The sequence below is a fragment of the Spiroplasma endosymbiont of Phycita roborella genome, from assembly GCF_964031195.1.
Classification (GTDB): domain Bacteria; phylum Bacillota_I; class Bacilli_A; order Mycoplasmatales; family VBWQ01; genus Spiroplasma_E; species Spiroplasma_E ixodetis_A.
The window spans coordinates 295294-310902 of sequence record NZ_CAXIQJ010000004.1 but is presented as its reverse complement, the minus strand read 5'-3'; the positions used below and the strand labels follow the sequence as shown (position 1 = coordinate 310902).

The window sequence follows — 15609 nt, the reverse complement described above, 5'->3', positions numbered from 1 at the left end:
TAACATGGGAGCAAAGTACACAAAAAAGTATAAATATGCTCCCTATTTAGTTTTTAATTTTCTTTTTGTTGTAATTGTTCTTTTTGTTTAACCAAAACAATATCTAATATGCAATTTGGACAATAATATTTTCCAGTATATAAATTTTGTAAAACTCTTTTTGGACAAATAATTTGGTCACAAAGTTTGCATACATACATTGCTAAATGAAAATGTTGTTCACAAGCGCAATTATTAATTTTTGACATAACTTAAATCCTTTAAATAATTATTTAATAATTACCCTATAATAAATAACTATTTAGTTTTTAAATTATGTATATCAATAATTTTTGCTTCTCATGTTATTTCAACATCATAATAAGAACCAAGACTTAAATTCATTTTAGAAAGTTTAGTATATAATTCACTATCATGTAAAACTCATTTATCCTTAGACTTTTCACCAGTTGATATTTTAATACCTTTATCAGTAACATAAAACGGCGAAAAAGTAAGTACATCATAATTTTTGGACTTACCACTTTTCTCATCTTTAATTACTTCATTACTTCTAATTTTTGTCAATTGACATAAAAAATACATCTTAACCTCCTCGACAGAGACTTAATTAAAGTCAGATTAATAATGCGGGTAATTAACATTATTAATTATAATATAACATAAAAAAATAAAAAAACAACAAAAAAACGCCATAAAGAAAAATAATGTCTGTCGAGGACACAATAAATATCTTTATGACAATAACCATTATATATATATATATATATATATACAAGTATTTTAACCAAAATTTTATTTTTAATTAAAAATAAAAATACTATAATATTTATATAAAAAGGTGGTGATAAAATGCAAAAATGTGATTGTTATTATGTTAAAAGAAACAATGGTTTAAATGAAAATGATTTTGATGAAAAAAAGTTCAATAATATAAAAATATGAAAAGAATATAACGGATTATTAGGAATAGAATATATTGTTTATGAATCAAAATGTAACTTTTGTAAATTACAACATAAATATAAAGAAATTATGACTAATAATATAAAACCTGTAAGTAATGAAAAAACACAATTACTCAGAAATTTATGTGAAAAATACTCTAAAAATAAAATTTAATGTAAAATTTTCGGTATAAATTTAATTGCATTCCTAAATCTAATACTATCAATTGAAAGATATTCATCATAATCTTTAAAATTATCACCAAAAACAGTAGTATCAAAACTACCCCCAAAAAGTATAGTACGACCTAAATTATCAATTTTCTTTTTAAAAAATTGTGTATGTAATGCATTAACAGAAGCGTCAATTAAACGTTGATATAACATTATCTTTTGACCTTTAACTACTTTTGGATTAGAACAATTACGAGAAAAAGCATAAGCACGAACACCCAAATCATATTGATTTTGAGATTTTATATCATTTTGTACTTTTACAACATATTTACTTAAATACTTAACTATATTTTCATTAGTACCTTTTTGAACAACTCTTACATCATTAAAACCAAATGGTCATCATTGTGGTAACATACTTTTATGTATTTTTCTATTAAATAGTATATGAAAATGTATAGCACCACGTTTTTGATATTCATAAACATACATATATTTTAATTCACCTAAATATTTAGAACGTTTAGGGTCATTTCATCAACGCTTTAAACGTTTAAAGAATATAGCAATATCATGTTTTGCTTTATTAATATCTTGCATATTATCAGCATAAGTCAAAGTAACAAAACTTAAAACTTTTGAATTATAAAAATTATGATACGCTTTATGTATTAATTTTGTTTTAGTCCGAATTGCATTATTACGTAATTTTTTATCATTAATCCCTAAATTTTTAATACCAATTTCATTGCACTTATTATTTAAAATAGCACTCATAGGCAAAACTATATTTTTAACATAAGCACCATAATAAACTTTTTTAATATAAAAATTTTCTTGCATATATAAAAATCCTCGACAGTATTATTAATTTTATATATTTTTACTAACAAAATAATCATAACACAAAAAACAAAATAATTAATAAATTATCTTGCGGTGAATTGTGATACTTAATTAAATTATCTTGCGGTGAATTGTGATACTTAATTTAATACATAATAATTATACCATTATTTATTTAGTAAATAAAAAGCGAAAAATAAATTTATAATAATATTTATTTAAAAAAGAAAAAACTCCAAAAAGGAGTAGTAAAAAACATAATTTTATTAAATGGGGCGACTGACGGGATTCGAACCCGCGAATGTCAGTTCCACAAACTGATGCGCTAGACCGCTACGCCACAGTCGCCATATTAGTTTCTATAAGTAAAACCGTTAAATATTATACAATAAATTTATCATTTTTTAATATTTTTTTTCATAAAACTACAAAAATAATCATCTAATTTTCATATATAACAGTAACAATAATAAAAAAACAATGCTACTATTAACAATTAGAACACAATTTAAAATTAATAATTATGGTTAATTATTAATTTAAATACTCTTAAAATAAAGTTTTATGCCCTTAATAAAAAGCATAAAAATGTAATAGATAATATCTTATTAAATCAATTTATTAATCAAATTTTATTAACAATACTAACTTACAAGTAATTTAGATACTAATACTTATGATTAAAAATTTAGCAATATACTGATTCCTTTCTCAATTAATTTTAATTAAGAACACCAAAAACAAAACAAATACCCTGATTTACAGATTGAAAAAACATTTAAAATTGGTATAATTTATATAATTTTAATTTATATATCTTATTAATCTTATTATTAAAACTTTGAAAAAGTTATAATATGCATTTTTATGTATCAAAAAATATTATTTTTAATAAATAGCAAAATATATATAATAAAAGTTTAAATAAAATTAACTTTAATTATATTTAGGGGAAAAAACATGAATAATAGTTTAAGTATAGTTACTAATACTATTTCTTCATTTCAAACCAATGAAGAAATAGTTAATAAACAATCTAAAAAAAAGAAAATGACAAGAATATGAACAAAAACCTGAAGTAAAAGCAAAAAAGAAAGAATATAGACAAAGACCTGAAGTAAAAGCAAAAAAGAAAAAATATGATCAAATGTGATACCAAAAAAATAAACAAAGAAAGAAAAAATATGATCAAAAACCCGAAGTAAAAGCAAAAAAGAAAAAATATTATCAAAGATCCGAAATAAAAGTAAGAAAGAAAAAATATGACCAAAAAAGAAATCAACTTATTAAAGAAAAAGAAAGAGAATTGCAATCTGATCATGTTTCTAGTTCAAAACAAATTTTTGATTTAAGTAATTTTAATTGTGATGATGTATATGATGAACAAGTTATAAAAAATGCATTAAATAATTTAGAATTAGATCAATTAAATTTATTAGATAAAGCTATTGAACAATTGTTAGTTAGTGAAAAAATAGCACAACAAAATGTTGAATGAAATAACAGTATTGTAGTTACAAGTAACTTAGATAGTGATATTTATGATTATAATTTATCAACCGGACTTACTCCTTAATTAATTTTAATTATTAATATATTTTAAATTTAAATTAAGAATTTTTAATTAAAAAAAATAATAGTGAGTATAAGAAAAAAAAATGATAAATATTATGACTCTTGTTGCAAAATTTTTAATTAAATTTAATATTAATAACATTTAATTAAGTAACGTTTTTCTTTTATTATTGTCAATATCGAGTGAAAATTTCCCAAAAATATTTTTTAAAAAATAAATTATTTTGAAAAGTTATACTGTTAAATAAACATAAATTCCAAATAAATTCTTTTCTAGATAAAAATAGAAATAAAGTTTTTTAATTTTTTAAAATTTTTTGTATAATTAATTTATACAAAAAATTATATAAGTTTTTAACTCATTATTTTATCTTAAAATAAATGAGTTTTTTTATTATTTATTCAAAGGAGAAAAGAAAAAATGTTTAAAGTTAAACCTAATTCACCAGTTTATGAATTTTATTATTCTGAAATAAAAAAATTAGAGGGTAAAATTAAAGATAATAAAGAATTAGATAATATAATAAATACTGAAAAAAATCTTAAAGAAGAAATAGAAAAACTAGAAATATATCTAAAAACATTAAATGAAAATTTAAAAAAGAAATATAAAATAATTCCATATATTGAAAAATTAAATATATATGATTTAGAAGATAAAATCGAATCAAAAGGACAAAAAAGGGTTGATAATGTAGGAAAATATTTAAAATTAAAATCAAGTTTAGATTATGATTTTGATTCAATTTTTGAACAATGAAAACGCAGTGCAAACAGTGAAAATCAACCTTTAACAAGTGGATATAAACCAAGCTCACCACAGATGTAAAAGGGGAAGATATTGCATTTGCAATATCTTTATATCTTTAAAATTGATTTTAAGACACCAAATTTGCTCATATACAAATGTTTTAAAATTTTATATGGTTTAGTATTAATAAAATAAATCTCTTCTAAAATATGTTTTTTTACTTTTAATTAAAAATTATTGATATCCATATCTTCAAGGATGGTCTTTATTTGATATATAAACTTTTTTAGTTTTTATCAAATCTTCTTTAATAATTGGTTTTAATGCTATTTCTTTTAGTTCATATATTTTATTATTATAACTAAGATAGAATTCATTAATAAATGATTTAAGTACAATTACATCAGTTCTAGGTTGTATATATTGAACTTTGTTATTTTTATAAGGAAAATATTTTTTACCATAATATGTTATAGTTGAACCACTATCTGTTTTTCTTTTACAAAATCTTGAAAGATAAACATTTATTTCATTTTGTGTAGGAGCTTTAACCATAGCAGATTTATTATCATCAATAGGAAAAGCAAACTGATTATTAAAAATGTTTATATATGTTTTAAGAAATTTATTACCATCTTCTAAATTTTTAATTTTATTAAGTCGTAATTCACTAATTAAGCGACTTTGAAGTGTTCCAAATAATCGTTCAATTCTGCCTTTAGCTTGTGGAATTGAGGTTCTAATTACTTCAACACCTAAATCATTACAGCATTTTTGAAATTGAGTATAAGTGTCATTTTCTGTGTTTATTTTACCTGAATCAATTTTTTTCTTATATCCAAAAACTGTTCTATTATCAGTATAAAATATCTTTGGTATGCCATATTTAGTTAAAATTTGATAAAAAACATTATAATAACCATCTAATGTCTCTTGGTGATCAAATCATAGTCCAACAATATTTCCTGTAGCATCATCAATTGCAGCATGTAAAAATGCTTTTGGTTTATCGTTACCAAATCAATGATGATTACTTGCATCCATTTGAATTAATTCACCAAAATTTGTTCTACGATTTCTTGTGGGATGCAAGTTATTTTTTTTATTCTTATGTCTTTTTGGTGAAGTGATTTTTTCTTGAATTAATAGATTATAAACTGTACTATATGCAATTTTAGTGTTTTCTTCATTAATTAATTTTTCCTGAAAATGTTGAAAATTAAAATTATAATATTTTGTTTTATATAAGTTTATAATTTTATTTTTAATTTCTATTTTTGTTGCCTTATTAGAAATTTTATTGCGAGATTTATGAATAAAACCAACTTTACCTTCTTTATTAAAAATTTGAATTAATTGGTTAATTCTTCTAATAGTTAGGTTAAGTTTATTTTTGGCTTGATGTTTAGATAATTTATTAATAACAATGTCATTTATAATTTTGTATTTATATTTTTCTTTCATAGTCATGCTTCTTTCCATTTTTATCACCAAGTATATTTAACTTCACTTTTTGAGAAATTTTCACTCGATAACTAATAGGAAATTATCACTAAATAATGACAAACAAGCGTGCCAACTGGTCAAACACGTGATAAATGATATAATCCGGAATTTGCTAGTGATTTTAATAATTGTTTATCTACTGTTGATTTAAAAGTTGGTAATTTTTATTCACTTGAACTTGATTTAAGCGGTAATATTAAAAAACTTTCTAATTGAAAATAGTTATTTATTAAAAGGGTAATTTTAAATAATTATTAATATGTTAGGAGTTAATTAAATTATGGCTAAAAATGATAATTGTTCATGTGAACAAGCATTTCATTTAGCAATTTATACATGTAAACTTTGTGACCAAGTTATTTGTCCTAAAAGAGTTTTACAAAACTTATATACTAAAAAATATTATTGTCCAAATTGTATATTAGATATCGCTTTAAATAAGGCAATGAGACAACAAGAAAGTAAGTTAAATTATGAGACATAAATGTAGTGATTGAACTTATGAACGAGTATATGGTTGTGAAATGTGTTACAGAGTTGCTAATGAAATGGAACGAATAAGAAAAGAGAATAAAAGAAATAAGTAAAAATTAAATAAGGGGCTTATATATGGATTATATATTTTTCATTAAGCCCCAATGGATTAGATTATAATTCATAAATAAGCTCCTTATTAGCATATAAAGTAAGGAGTTTTATTTATGCCTAATGAATTAGAACAAACTAGTAATTATACTTTAACTAAAATTTTAAGAACTGGATTAAGTCCATTAAGTGCTATGGTAGGAATTAGTGCTTATTATGGTCAGTATTTAAAAGACCCAATTTTAGGTTCTATTAATTCTTTGTTATTTAGTAAGAAGTTAGGAATTGATATATGGAATATTAATCAAAGACCTACTACTAAAAATAAAGTTATTAATAGTTATAAAAAGATATTTTTAGGTTTAGGAACAATTGGTTTAATAAATTATGCTAAGTTTGTTCAGTATTTAGATAAGTCAGTTTCTTTATTAAGAGATGAACCTTGTTTTTGACCACCATGCCCTACTGAACCACCTAAACCAACGTATCCACCATTTACAACTGTTAAACCGATAATTGATGTTCCTTTTGTAGATTGAGATACTTATATATCTTTAAATAGTTTTGGTATAGCAAATGTTATTAGTGGTTTAACTGAGTTAATCCCTAATAGATTTCAAAATATAAGAAAGATAGCAAATATGGGTACTGGTGGTTGTTTGATTAGTAGTGGTGTTGCTATGGGTATAAATAATGATTTTAGTAATTATTTTGCTATTCCTACAATTATTGCCGGTGCAAGTGAGATTATTAATACTTTATTGTTACCTTTGGGAAGTACATATAATAATACAGAGTTACAAGAAGTATTTACTGATGAAAGAGCAAGATTAATTAATAGTAGTGTTAATGATTATCAAAGTATAGATGATGATATGGTTGATGTTGATTTAAATGATGATAGTATGTCTGAGATTAATTTGGATAGAGCAAGTTTAAATTGGGATTATTCTTATGCTTATACATTAGGTGGTGGTGTTTAAAGTGAAAATATATATGTGATGAATTTTAAAATTTATGGCATTAACTGGATGTATTACATTTAGTATATTTTTAGGATTAATTCCTAGCATTATAGTTTTAGGAATTGTTGCAATTAAACCAGTATCTATTTTAATTGGTATTGTTGTAGGTTACATTGGTATTCCATGAAATAAAATGAAAAATAAAATAACAGATTGAGTTTTTAAGAGAAAAGAAAATAAATTTATTAAAAAAAATGATTTAAAAGTTGAAAGAAAAAGATATGAAAAACAAAAATTAGAAAGAAAATTTGAAAATTTAAATAATCAAATAAAAGATTTAAAACAAACATTAGAATTTCAAAATAAATTATTGGAAATTAATAATGAAATTCCAAAGATTAATGAACAAAATAAAACAATAAAAACGTTTATTTTATAAGGAGCGAATTAATTTATGAAAAGAGATAAATGAAAAAATATGCCAAGACAAAAGTTACATAAGAAAAAATCAAAAAGAAATTTTGAACAGAGATTATATGAAAATGTGAGTTTTGATAGTTTTTTAGGAGGTAAAAAATAATGGTTAAATGAATAGTTGTGATAATTGCTGTGCTTGGTACTTCTTGGGCTTTTAAAGATACTATTAAAAAGTTAGTTTGAAAATTTAAACATAGAAAACACAATGTAGTTGACCCAGATTGTTGATATTGTAAAGAACAAAAACGTAAAGAAAGAGCAAGAAAAGAATTAGAGGAAGGAGGTGATTAGTATGCCAAAAGGTTTAAGTGCTTTAATAGAAATGATTGGAGGTATTGGCCAAAAATTATTAGAATCTTTTAGTTATGTTTTTAACTGAGTATTTGCGGGTGATTCTATAATGACAAATTGACCGGTATTAATTCCAATATTTATGATGGTGTTAGTATTTATTAAAGAATTCATAGGACATATTATTCGTGGATTTAGATAGGAAAAAATAAAGTTATTTTAGGAGGTAATAGTTATGATTAAATTATTTTTTGCAATAATTTTTGTTTTTCCTTTATTAGGTAAACTTTTACCTTCTTTAAATAATATTGTGCAAAATATTTTGCAAAGTTATATTACTGATTTTTCTGGTTTACATAATTTATCTTTGGTTATTAAAAGTTTTATTTTTGGTGATAGTTCACAACAAATAGTTTCAATGCCAGCACCATTGTTAGCAATTATTTTAGTACTTTTTACTTTTTCATTAATTTTAAAATTATTAAAAATAATATAGGAGTAGTTTATTATGGGTGTTGCTTTTATTTCAAAAGTTTTAGAATTATTTGGACAAATTTTTATGAAATTTTGAAATTTACCAATGGCAGATTTAGGTTTTAATTTGGGAACTTTTGTTGTTTTTATTCTTTTAATAAAGTTTGCTATGTCTGTTTTTTTAAATATTGATATTCAGCCAGTTTCTACATCTGGAACAGTAAAGCAAAGTTATAAAAATATTAAAGGTAGTTCAAGATTTGTTGGTAAAAAATTGCTAAGGTTCATAGTAAACGTATTGATAAATTAAAAGAAAAAAATAAAAAACAAGGTAAGTTTAAAGGTGCTGCTGGTGGTAATAAATTTACTGGAACATCTAGTGGTTGAGGAGTTGGTAATTAGTTATGAGTGATTTTGTTAATAGTATATTGCATTTAATTTTTATATTTTCTAGTAATGATATTGGTATATTTTTAAATCAAACTAATATTACTGATGAAGTTTATATTTTGTTTAATTTGACTTTTTGGTTGGTATTAGGTGTATTTTTTAATTTTATTTATCGTAGTATTAAATTTATTTTTAGGTCATTGTTTGGGTAGGTGTTAAGTATGAGTGTTTGAAATATTTACAATAAAATACATCAATGTATAGTTGATTATTGAACTATGTTTATAGGAAGTCCGGTTGACCAATTTACTACTATTTTATGAAATTTAGTAGTTTATGGAACGCAGTTTTTTATTGGATTTATTATATTTTATGGTTTATGATGAGTTTTAAGATGTTTGTTTGGTAAATAATTATGTGATTTAAATTTGCTAAATTGTTTTTTGTTGTAAATACTTCTGTTCAAGCACCAACTAGTTTAATTGTTTCAAATGACCCTAATGTCGTTAATTATGATATTACAAAAGAAATGGTTAAACATGTTAAGTATCATAATTTTGATGATTGAGCAACAATTCCATGAAATTCTGCTTATTTTGATGTTGACCAACCGGATTTAAAATTAGTTAGTGGTGAATTTATAGGTAATAACGAAGGTTTATATACGTGTTATTATTATAGTGATACAGTTGGTGTTCCGTCACAAATGATAGATATGGGAACTGGCGTTTATACTTTTAATAGAAAACAATTAGATGAATTTTCACGTATTATGTTTAATCATAATTATGTTGCAAAGAATAATACTAATAATTTAAATTTTGTTAATACTGGTAAAAGTATTATAAATTTTCAAACACAGTTAAATTTTGAAATTGATAAACCTTTAAGTTTTTATATTCAAGGTTTTATGTTTTATTTTGAATATGAATATTTTAAAACTTTTACTGCTAATTTTACTTTTAGTTTTTTAGATTATGTTGGTGATACAAAATATGTTTTTAAAGGTAAAGTGGATAACGATATTTATCAACAAGATTTATATAATTTTGTTACTATGCCTATTCGTGTTCCAAATTTAAGACATTTAACAGTATTTTTTGATGTTCATGGTGAATCAACTAGACCAACTTTTTCACCACAGTTGAATTTTGGTCAAATTAATATTTTTTCAAGTGAAAATATAACGCCAGTGCCACCAAATAGTCCTTTTAATCCCGAATATGAAAGACCAAGTTGATATGATGTTTTTGGACATTTACGTAATGCTTTTAGATGAGTACTTTATGGTGTTGTTGGTAAAGTTTTACCAGTTGAACCATTAAGACAATTTCTTTTTACAACAGATAATTTATTACGACATATTTTTTCAGATACGATTAGTACTGCTTTAAATGTTGATATTGTTAGTGGAATAGAAAATATTATACCTTTATGATTATTTGTTAGAGCAATTAGTTTAATTATAGGTTAGGAGTTTATTATGCCTTGATATGGTTATGTGTTATTAGTTATAGGTTTGATTATAATTATTTATCCAATTCTTATAACTATTCGTAATGTTAAAATTTTAAAACGAGTTGGTAGTTATATTATTTCAGCACCTCCAAGAACTGGCAAATCTGCCCTTGTTTGTTGTTTAGCACAAACTCATAAGAAACGAGTAGTTAGTCCTTTCCCTATTAAGTTAAAGACTGGTTATTCTTATTTGGTTAATTATAACGATGTTTTTACTTTTAATCAGTTAGAAAGTAATTATGCTTTTGAGGAACAAGATTTAATAATTTTAGATGAATTAGCATTAAAAATAAATTCTAATGATTTAGGAGTACAGTTTAAAAATCAACAAGAAAGTTTAGGACAATTTTGTAAGTTAATAGGTCACATGTTTAATGGTACAATGTATTTGATTGAACAACACCCTAATAGAATACCAGTACAAGTAAGAGAAAAAGTTGAGTATGTTGTTCAAGTTAAACGTATGCGTTTTTTGGGTTTTATTGTTATATTCAATCTTAATTTATATACTAATATTGAGGATTATAATAAAGTAGTATTTTCACGTCGTAGAACAAAGAAAATGATTAAAAGAGGTATTATGCCTCCAAGTTATAGTGGTGAAGCAATGGCTATGACTTTATTTTTTCCTAGACACTGGTTAAAAAGGTATAATTCACGTGCTTTACATTATGTGCATGAACTTAAAAGTGAATTGTCACCTAAGAAATATCTTAAAGAAGCAAGTAGTATTGATATGACTTATAGTGATATTAAGTCTGCTGGTTTGGATAAATTGGATAATATTTTAAAGAAAAAAGATAAACCTAAAAATAAAGATAAATAAAAATGATTATAGTCCCAGTGAACCTACTGGGACTATAATTTGGGTGAACCACGTAGTGGCGAGGGACGAAGTCCCTATATACTTGAAATTAGTAAAGCTAATTCATATACGTTTATTATTGTGAATAATAAACATCAATAAATGGAATTCTTCAAAAAATTTCTGGATGATAAGTATAAGATATAAGAAATGCTAACAATCCTACACCAATAATAAAGAAAAATATATCTTTAAAATCAATATGGTATTGACGAAAACGTGTTCTTTTACCTTGTGGATCATAACCCCTTGAATCCATAGCGTACGCTAAATCTTCTGCTTTTTGAAATGAAGAAACTAATAAGGGAATAATTAATGATACTAACGATTTAACTTTTTCTTTAAAATGACCATTTTTTAAATCTACACCACGTGATGCTTGCGCTTTTAAAATTCTACCGGCTTCATCTAATAATGTAGGAATTGAACGAAGAGCAATAGAAATAATCATTGAAATAATATGTACTGGAAATTTAATTAATTTTAATGGTAACATTAAATCTTCTAATGCTAATGTTAAATCTAATGATTGTGTTGTGGTTGTTAAAATTGTTGTAATTAAAATCATTAAATAAATTCTAAGAGCAATATAAATACTAACAAATATAGCTTTATATGATACCTTAATACCATGCCAACGTCAAATCATTCCAACATTAGGGCCATCAGTTAAAAAACAGTTAATTATAAATAAAATAAATGCCATAAATAAAATGGGACGCATTAATTTTAATAACATCATAAAAGGTAATTTTGCACAAAAGAAAATTGTTATGACAGTAAAACCAATAAGAGCGTAACCTTCAAAACCAGTATGAAAAAAAAGTGAAGCAATTAAACAAATTAAAACTAGTAATTTAATTCTTGGATCTACACGATGAATGATTGAATTTAAAGGTAAATAACGACCAAAACTAACTTTCATTATTTATTACTCCTTACTTTTTATTGCTATTTTTTTTGGATAATATTTTTGATAGCTGGTCAATTAATTCTGAATCACTTCTAGCAGTAATTTTTGATGTATCAAATCCTGCTGCTTCTAATTTATATAAAAAACTATAAATTTTTGGTGGTTCAATTCCGGTTTCGGTAATTAATTTTTTATCTCTAAAAATAGTAATTGGATCTGCTTTTTTATAAATCTGTGTATTATGTAATACAATAACTTCATCAGCAACCATTAGTACATGATTCATATTATGAGTTACTAAAATAATAGTTTTGTTTATTTTATGATTTAAATCATAAAATAAATTAATTAATTCTTTTTCACCATCGGGATCAAGTCCTGCTGTTGGTTCATCTAAAATTAAAGTATGACCTTGTAATGCCAAAATACCAGCAATAGCAACTCTTCGTTTTTGACCACCAGACAAATCAAACGGACTTCTTGATAAGTATGTTTCGTCTAATCCAACCAAATTAATATATTTTTTTGCTAACTCTCGTGCTTTATCTTTTTTCTCACCAAAATTAACTGGTCCAAACATAATATCTCGTTCAATAGTTTCTTCAAATAACTGATATTCGGGAAATTGAAAGACTAAGCCAATTTGTTTACGTATTTTTTTAATATCACGAATTTTTTTTTGATTAGCCTTAATAATAAAATCATTAATGGCAACTGAACCTGCCATTGGAACTAATAAACCATTAATATGTTGAATCATAGTTGATTTACCACTACCAGTTTCACCAATAATAGCAACTATTTTTTGTTCAACAATTTCAATAGTAATATCTTTTAATGCTTGATATTGATAAGGGGTTTTTGGAGAATAAGTATAACTTACTTCTTTGAATTTAATTGACATAAGCTAGAAATCAACTCCTCTTCACTTAATGTTTCATTAATATTAATCCCCTTATTTTTTAAACCTAACGATACTTTTAAAACAAAAGGAATATCTAAATGAATACTTTGTAAAAACTCTCATTCTTTTAATATTTCAGATGGAGTTCCATAACGAACTAACTTACCTTTATTCATAACAATAATTTTATCGGCATTAATAATTTCATCCATATCATGAGTAATAGAAATAATAGTTTTATTGCGTTGTTCTTGTAATTTTAACATAATTTCTTTAACTTCTCGTTTACCTTTTGGATCAAGCATACTAGTTGCCTCATCAAAAATAATAATATCAGGTTCTAAAGCTAAAACTGAAGCAATAGCTACACGTTGTTTTTGACCACCAGATAATCATAGCGGTTCATGATCTAAATATTTTTCCATACCCACTGCCCTAGAAACTCTGTCAATAATTGCTGGCATATCACTGGGTTCAACTAAATGATTTTCCAAGCCAAAAGCAATATCATCACGAACAGTTGAACCTATAAATTGATTATCAGGATTTTGAAAAACAATACCTAAGTGACGACGTAATTGTTTAATGTTTTTATTAGTAATTGTTTCACCAAATAATTGAATTGTACCTTTTTGTTTGTGTAAAACACCAATAATAATTTTTGAAAGTGTTGACTTACCACTACCATTATGACCAATTATAGTAATATATTCACCATGATTAATATCAAAACTAACATTATCAACAGCGTTATTGTATTCTGGTTTATAACGAAATTCAACATTTTTTAAACTTAATGAAATTTTAGATTTACTCATATTACTTCTAACTCCATTTTAAATATTATGCTAGTAAAATTATAACAGTAATTTTATATATATCAATTTATAATTTATAAAAATTATAAAAAAAGAAAAAAATGAACAATATCTGTTCAAAATTGAAGTAAAATTATTGTTCATTTTCTAATAAAATTTAGTTTATAAATTAAAGTTATATAAATTTCTATTCTATAAAATTAATGTAAAGAAATATCCGGATTTTTAGAATTTTCTTTTAATAAAGAATCATTTTTTGTTACTTCTTCTGTTGATTTCAATAATTTGTCACTTCAACTTTTAGATGAGCTGGGTACTGCTGATGAAGTTGAAGGTTGCGGATCATTATTTGAAATATTATTTTTTGATAATTTTTCTAGTTCTTTTTTAATATCTTTTAATTCTCGTTTTTTTTCTTCTATTTTTCTTGTTGTTTTACCATGATTATTATAACAACCACAGCTCATAAGTAATCAAAATTTATTTCAAAAATCTTTTAATTTTTCAGCTTCTAATTTCCTAATTTCCGCTTCTAAAGATTTTTCTTTTCTTTGATAATATCCTAATGTAAGTTTTTGTTTACTACCTCTATAAAGTTTAGTAAATGGTTTATATATACGTTTAAATCATGGTTTTGCATTTTGCTGAGTAGAAGTAACATTTTCTTCTGGTGAAATTATTATTGATTCTTCTAATGAATTATTTTTTATTCGTTTTAAGACATCTTTTTTTTCTGTAATTTCTTTGACAATTTTTATAGAAGATTTTTCAAGCCTACATATTATCAAAAGTAAACTTAAAATTTTTGAATTAATATTTGCTTCATCTATAACCACTATATTTAGTTTATGCTGTAATTCATATATTTCACAAATTCTCTTGTTTTTTTTGATCTCCAATTCTGCTATTTTAACTTCATTTTCTGTTTTTTTATTTGAATATAATTTATGATTTGCTTTTATTAATTGTTCTTTATTTTCTAAAATAATTTGTTTATGTTTAAATTCTTCAAATTCTAATAATGTTATTTCTTTCTCTTTTCTTTTTAAACTAGCAGATAAATTAGCAATTTTTAATCTTACTTCTAATATTTCATTTTCTTTTTCTTTAATCAAAAGATTCACATTAGTATCATCATCAACTATGGTTTCTTTTAATTTACCTATTTCTTCTTCCATTTCTTTCTCATTTTTTTTGAATTTTTCTAATTCATTTATTATTTCTTGTTCATTTTCTTTTAATTTTGTTATATTTTCTTGTATTTGTTGTTGTTGCTTTTCTTCTACTTCAACTTTATTTTCAATTTCTTTTCTTAAGTTTTCTAATTTTATTAAATCTTTTTCTTTAAACTTTACCTCTTTTTCTTCATATTTAATATTTTTTTCTTTTTTTTCCTTTAATTTATTTTTAATTTCATTTAAAGCTATCTTAAGTTTTTTAATTTCTTTACTTAAACCTTCTTTTTCATCATTAATATTTAATTTTAGTTTTTCTCATTTTTTTATTTCTGAACTTTCTTTTTTACGGTTTTCTTGTTTAGTAACTGCATCAAAATCTTCCTTTCAAAATAAAAAAAATCGATTATTTTTTTAAAAAAAAATAATGGA

Annotated in this window: 24 protein-coding genes and 1 tRNA gene; 16 read left to right on the top strand and 9 right to left on the bottom strand. The window is 23.5% G+C overall.

Annotation, left to right across the window (positions count from 1 at the left end; all coding sequences use genetic code 4):
• Window positions 1-53 precede the first annotated feature (53 nt).
• Together AAHM95_RS03805 and AAHM95_RS03800 are read right to left on the bottom strand one after the other, a co-directional pair.
• On the bottom strand, window positions 54-248 hold the full coding sequence (locus AAHM95_RS03805) for a hypothetical protein (protein WP_342274149.1): 195 nt from the start codon (window positions 246-248) through the stop codon (window positions 54-56).
• Window positions 249-297: 49 nt separating this feature from the next.
• On the bottom strand, window positions 298-585 hold the full coding sequence (locus AAHM95_RS03800; RefSeq protein ID WP_281748544.1) for a hypothetical protein: 288 nt from the start codon (window positions 583-585) through the stop codon (window positions 298-300).
• A 267-nt stretch (window positions 586-852) separates the two neighbouring features.
• Between AAHM95_RS03800 and AAHM95_RS03795 the strand changes: the two genes are divergently transcribed.
• A complete protein-coding gene (locus tag AAHM95_RS03795; RefSeq protein WP_342274148.1) occupies window positions 853-1122 on the top strand; it encodes a hypothetical protein in 270 nt (89 codons plus the stop codon).
• On the opposite strand, the gene AAHM95_RS03790 is transcribed toward AAHM95_RS03795, so the two are convergent.
• Together AAHM95_RS03790 and AAHM95_RS03785 are read right to left on the bottom strand one after the other, a co-directional pair.
• On the bottom strand, window positions 1119-1967 hold the full coding sequence (locus AAHM95_RS03790; protein WP_342274147.1) for a rolling circle replication-associated protein: 849 nt from the start codon (window positions 1965-1967) through the stop codon (window positions 1119-1121). The genes AAHM95_RS03795 and AAHM95_RS03790 overlap by 4 nt on opposite strands.
• Window positions 1968-2241: 274 nt before the next feature.
• Window positions 2242-2318 (bottom strand) — tRNA-His (locus AAHM95_RS03785).
• Between the two features lie 612 nt (window positions 2319-2930).
• Here AAHM95_RS03785 and AAHM95_RS03780 point away from each other — a divergent pair.
• The 3 genes from AAHM95_RS03780 (at window position 2931) to AAHM95_RS03770 (ending at window position 4374) form a co-directional block, all read left to right on the top strand.
• Window positions 2931-3074 (top strand): hypothetical protein, encoded by a 144-nt coding sequence (locus AAHM95_RS03780; protein WP_342274146.1) that lies wholly within the window; start codon window positions 2931-2933, stop codon window positions 3072-3074.
• A gap of 43 nt (window positions 3075-3117) precedes the next feature.
• Window positions 3118-3546, top strand: coding sequence for a hypothetical protein (locus AAHM95_RS03775; protein ID WP_342274145.1), 429 nt, complete (start codon window positions 3118-3120; stop codon window positions 3544-3546).
• Between the two features lie 420 nt (window positions 3547-3966).
• Window positions 3967-4374: a hypothetical protein gene (locus AAHM95_RS03770; protein WP_342273977.1), complete on the top strand. Its 408-nt coding sequence runs from the start codon at window positions 3967-3969 to the stop codon at window positions 4372-4374.
• Window positions 4375-4530: 156 nt separating this feature from the next.
• Here AAHM95_RS03770 and AAHM95_RS03765 read toward each other — a convergent pair whose 3' ends face one another.
• Complete coding sequence (locus AAHM95_RS03765; RefSeq protein WP_342274144.1) at window positions 4531-5778, bottom strand: ISNCY family transposase; 1248 nt, start codon at window positions 5776-5778, stop codon at window positions 4531-4533.
• A 90-nt stretch (window positions 5779-5868) separates the two neighbouring features.
• Between AAHM95_RS03765 and AAHM95_RS03760 the strand changes: the two genes are divergently transcribed.
• The 12 genes from AAHM95_RS03760 to AAHM95_RS03705 all read left to right on the top strand — a co-directional run bounded on the left by AAHM95_RS03760 (window position 5869) and on the right by AAHM95_RS03705 (window position 11328).
• Complete coding sequence (locus AAHM95_RS03760) at window positions 5869-6024, top strand: hypothetical protein (protein ID WP_342266246.1); 156 nt, start codon at window positions 5869-5871, stop codon at window positions 6022-6024.
• 58 nt (window positions 6025-6082) lie between these two features.
• Window positions 6083-6286, top strand: coding sequence for a hypothetical protein (locus AAHM95_RS03755; protein WP_342274143.1), 204 nt, complete (start codon window positions 6083-6085; stop codon window positions 6284-6286).
• Window positions 6287-6503: 217 nt separating this feature from the next.
• Window positions 6504-7370 (top strand): hypothetical protein, encoded by an 867-nt coding sequence (locus tag AAHM95_RS03750; protein WP_342274142.1) that lies wholly within the window; start codon window positions 6504-6506, stop codon window positions 7368-7370.
• Window position 7371: 1 nt separating this feature from the next.
• Window positions 7372-7791, top strand: coding sequence for a hypothetical protein (locus AAHM95_RS03745; protein WP_342274141.1), 420 nt, complete (start codon window positions 7372-7374; stop codon window positions 7789-7791).
• Window positions 7792-7806: 15 nt separating this feature from the next.
• Window positions 7807-7932 carry a hypothetical protein gene (locus tag AAHM95_RS03740; RefSeq protein WP_342274140.1) on the top strand — a complete coding sequence of 42 codons (126 nt, stop codon included), beginning with the start codon at window positions 7807-7809 and terminating at the stop codon, window positions 7930-7932.
• Complete coding sequence (locus AAHM95_RS03735) at window positions 7932-8120, top strand: hypothetical protein (protein WP_342274139.1); 189 nt, start codon at window positions 7932-7934, stop codon at window positions 8118-8120. Before AAHM95_RS03740 ends, AAHM95_RS03735 begins: the two co-directional genes overlap by 1 nt.
• 1 nt (window position 8121) lies before the next feature.
• A complete protein-coding gene (locus tag AAHM95_RS03730) occupies window positions 8122-8322 on the top strand; it encodes a hypothetical protein (RefSeq protein ID WP_338956925.1) in 201 nt (66 codons plus the stop codon).
• A 33-nt stretch (window positions 8323-8355) separates the two neighbouring features.
• Window positions 8356-8616 (top strand): hypothetical protein, encoded by a 261-nt coding sequence (locus AAHM95_RS03725; protein ID WP_338956747.1) that lies wholly within the window; start codon window positions 8356-8358, stop codon window positions 8614-8616.
• A 12-nt stretch (window positions 8617-8628) separates the two neighbouring features.
• On the top strand, window positions 8629-8904 hold the full coding sequence (locus AAHM95_RS03720) for a hypothetical protein (RefSeq protein ID WP_342274138.1): 276 nt from the start codon (window positions 8629-8631) through the stop codon (window positions 8902-8904).
• Window positions 8905-9205: 301 nt separating this feature from the next.
• Complete coding sequence (locus AAHM95_RS03715; RefSeq protein WP_342274137.1) at window positions 9206-9397, top strand: hypothetical protein; 192 nt, start codon at window positions 9206-9208, stop codon at window positions 9395-9397.
• A 2-nt stretch (window positions 9398-9399) separates the two neighbouring features.
• Window positions 9400-10458 (top strand): hypothetical protein, encoded by a 1059-nt coding sequence (locus AAHM95_RS03710; protein ID WP_342274136.1) that lies wholly within the window; start codon window positions 9400-9402, stop codon window positions 10456-10458.
• 9 nt (window positions 10459-10467) lie between these two features.
• Window positions 10468-11328 carry a zonular occludens toxin domain-containing protein gene (locus AAHM95_RS03705; protein ID WP_342274135.1) on the top strand — a complete coding sequence of 287 codons (861 nt, stop codon included), beginning with the start codon at window positions 10468-10470 and terminating at the stop codon, window positions 11326-11328.
• Between the two features lie 115 nt (window positions 11329-11443).
• Here AAHM95_RS03705 and AAHM95_RS03700 read toward each other — a convergent pair whose 3' ends face one another.
• The 4 genes from AAHM95_RS03700 to AAHM95_RS03685 all read right to left on the bottom strand — a co-directional run bounded on the left by AAHM95_RS03700 (window position 11444) and on the right by AAHM95_RS03685 (window position 15180).
• The gene (locus tag AAHM95_RS03700; RefSeq protein ID WP_342274134.1) at window positions 11444-12292 is read right to left on the bottom strand and encodes an energy-coupling factor transporter transmembrane component T family protein; all 849 of its coding nucleotides are present in this window, start codon (window positions 12290-12292) and stop codon (window positions 11444-11446) included.
• Between the two features lie 13 nt (window positions 12293-12305).
• Window positions 12306-13184 (bottom strand): energy-coupling factor transporter ATPase, encoded by an 879-nt coding sequence (locus tag AAHM95_RS03695; protein WP_342274133.1) that lies wholly within the window; start codon window positions 13182-13184, stop codon window positions 12306-12308.
• Window positions 13160-14002: an energy-coupling factor transporter ATPase gene (locus AAHM95_RS03690; RefSeq protein WP_252320168.1), complete on the bottom strand. Its 843-nt coding sequence runs from the start codon at window positions 14000-14002 to the stop codon at window positions 13160-13162. Before AAHM95_RS03690 ends, AAHM95_RS03695 begins: the two co-directional genes overlap by 25 nt.
• Before the next feature lie 200 nt (window positions 14003-14202).
• Window positions 14203-15180, bottom strand: coding sequence for a hypothetical protein (locus AAHM95_RS03685; protein ID WP_342274132.1), 978 nt, complete (start codon window positions 15178-15180; stop codon window positions 14203-14205).
• Window positions 15181-15609: the final 429 nt, after the last annotated feature.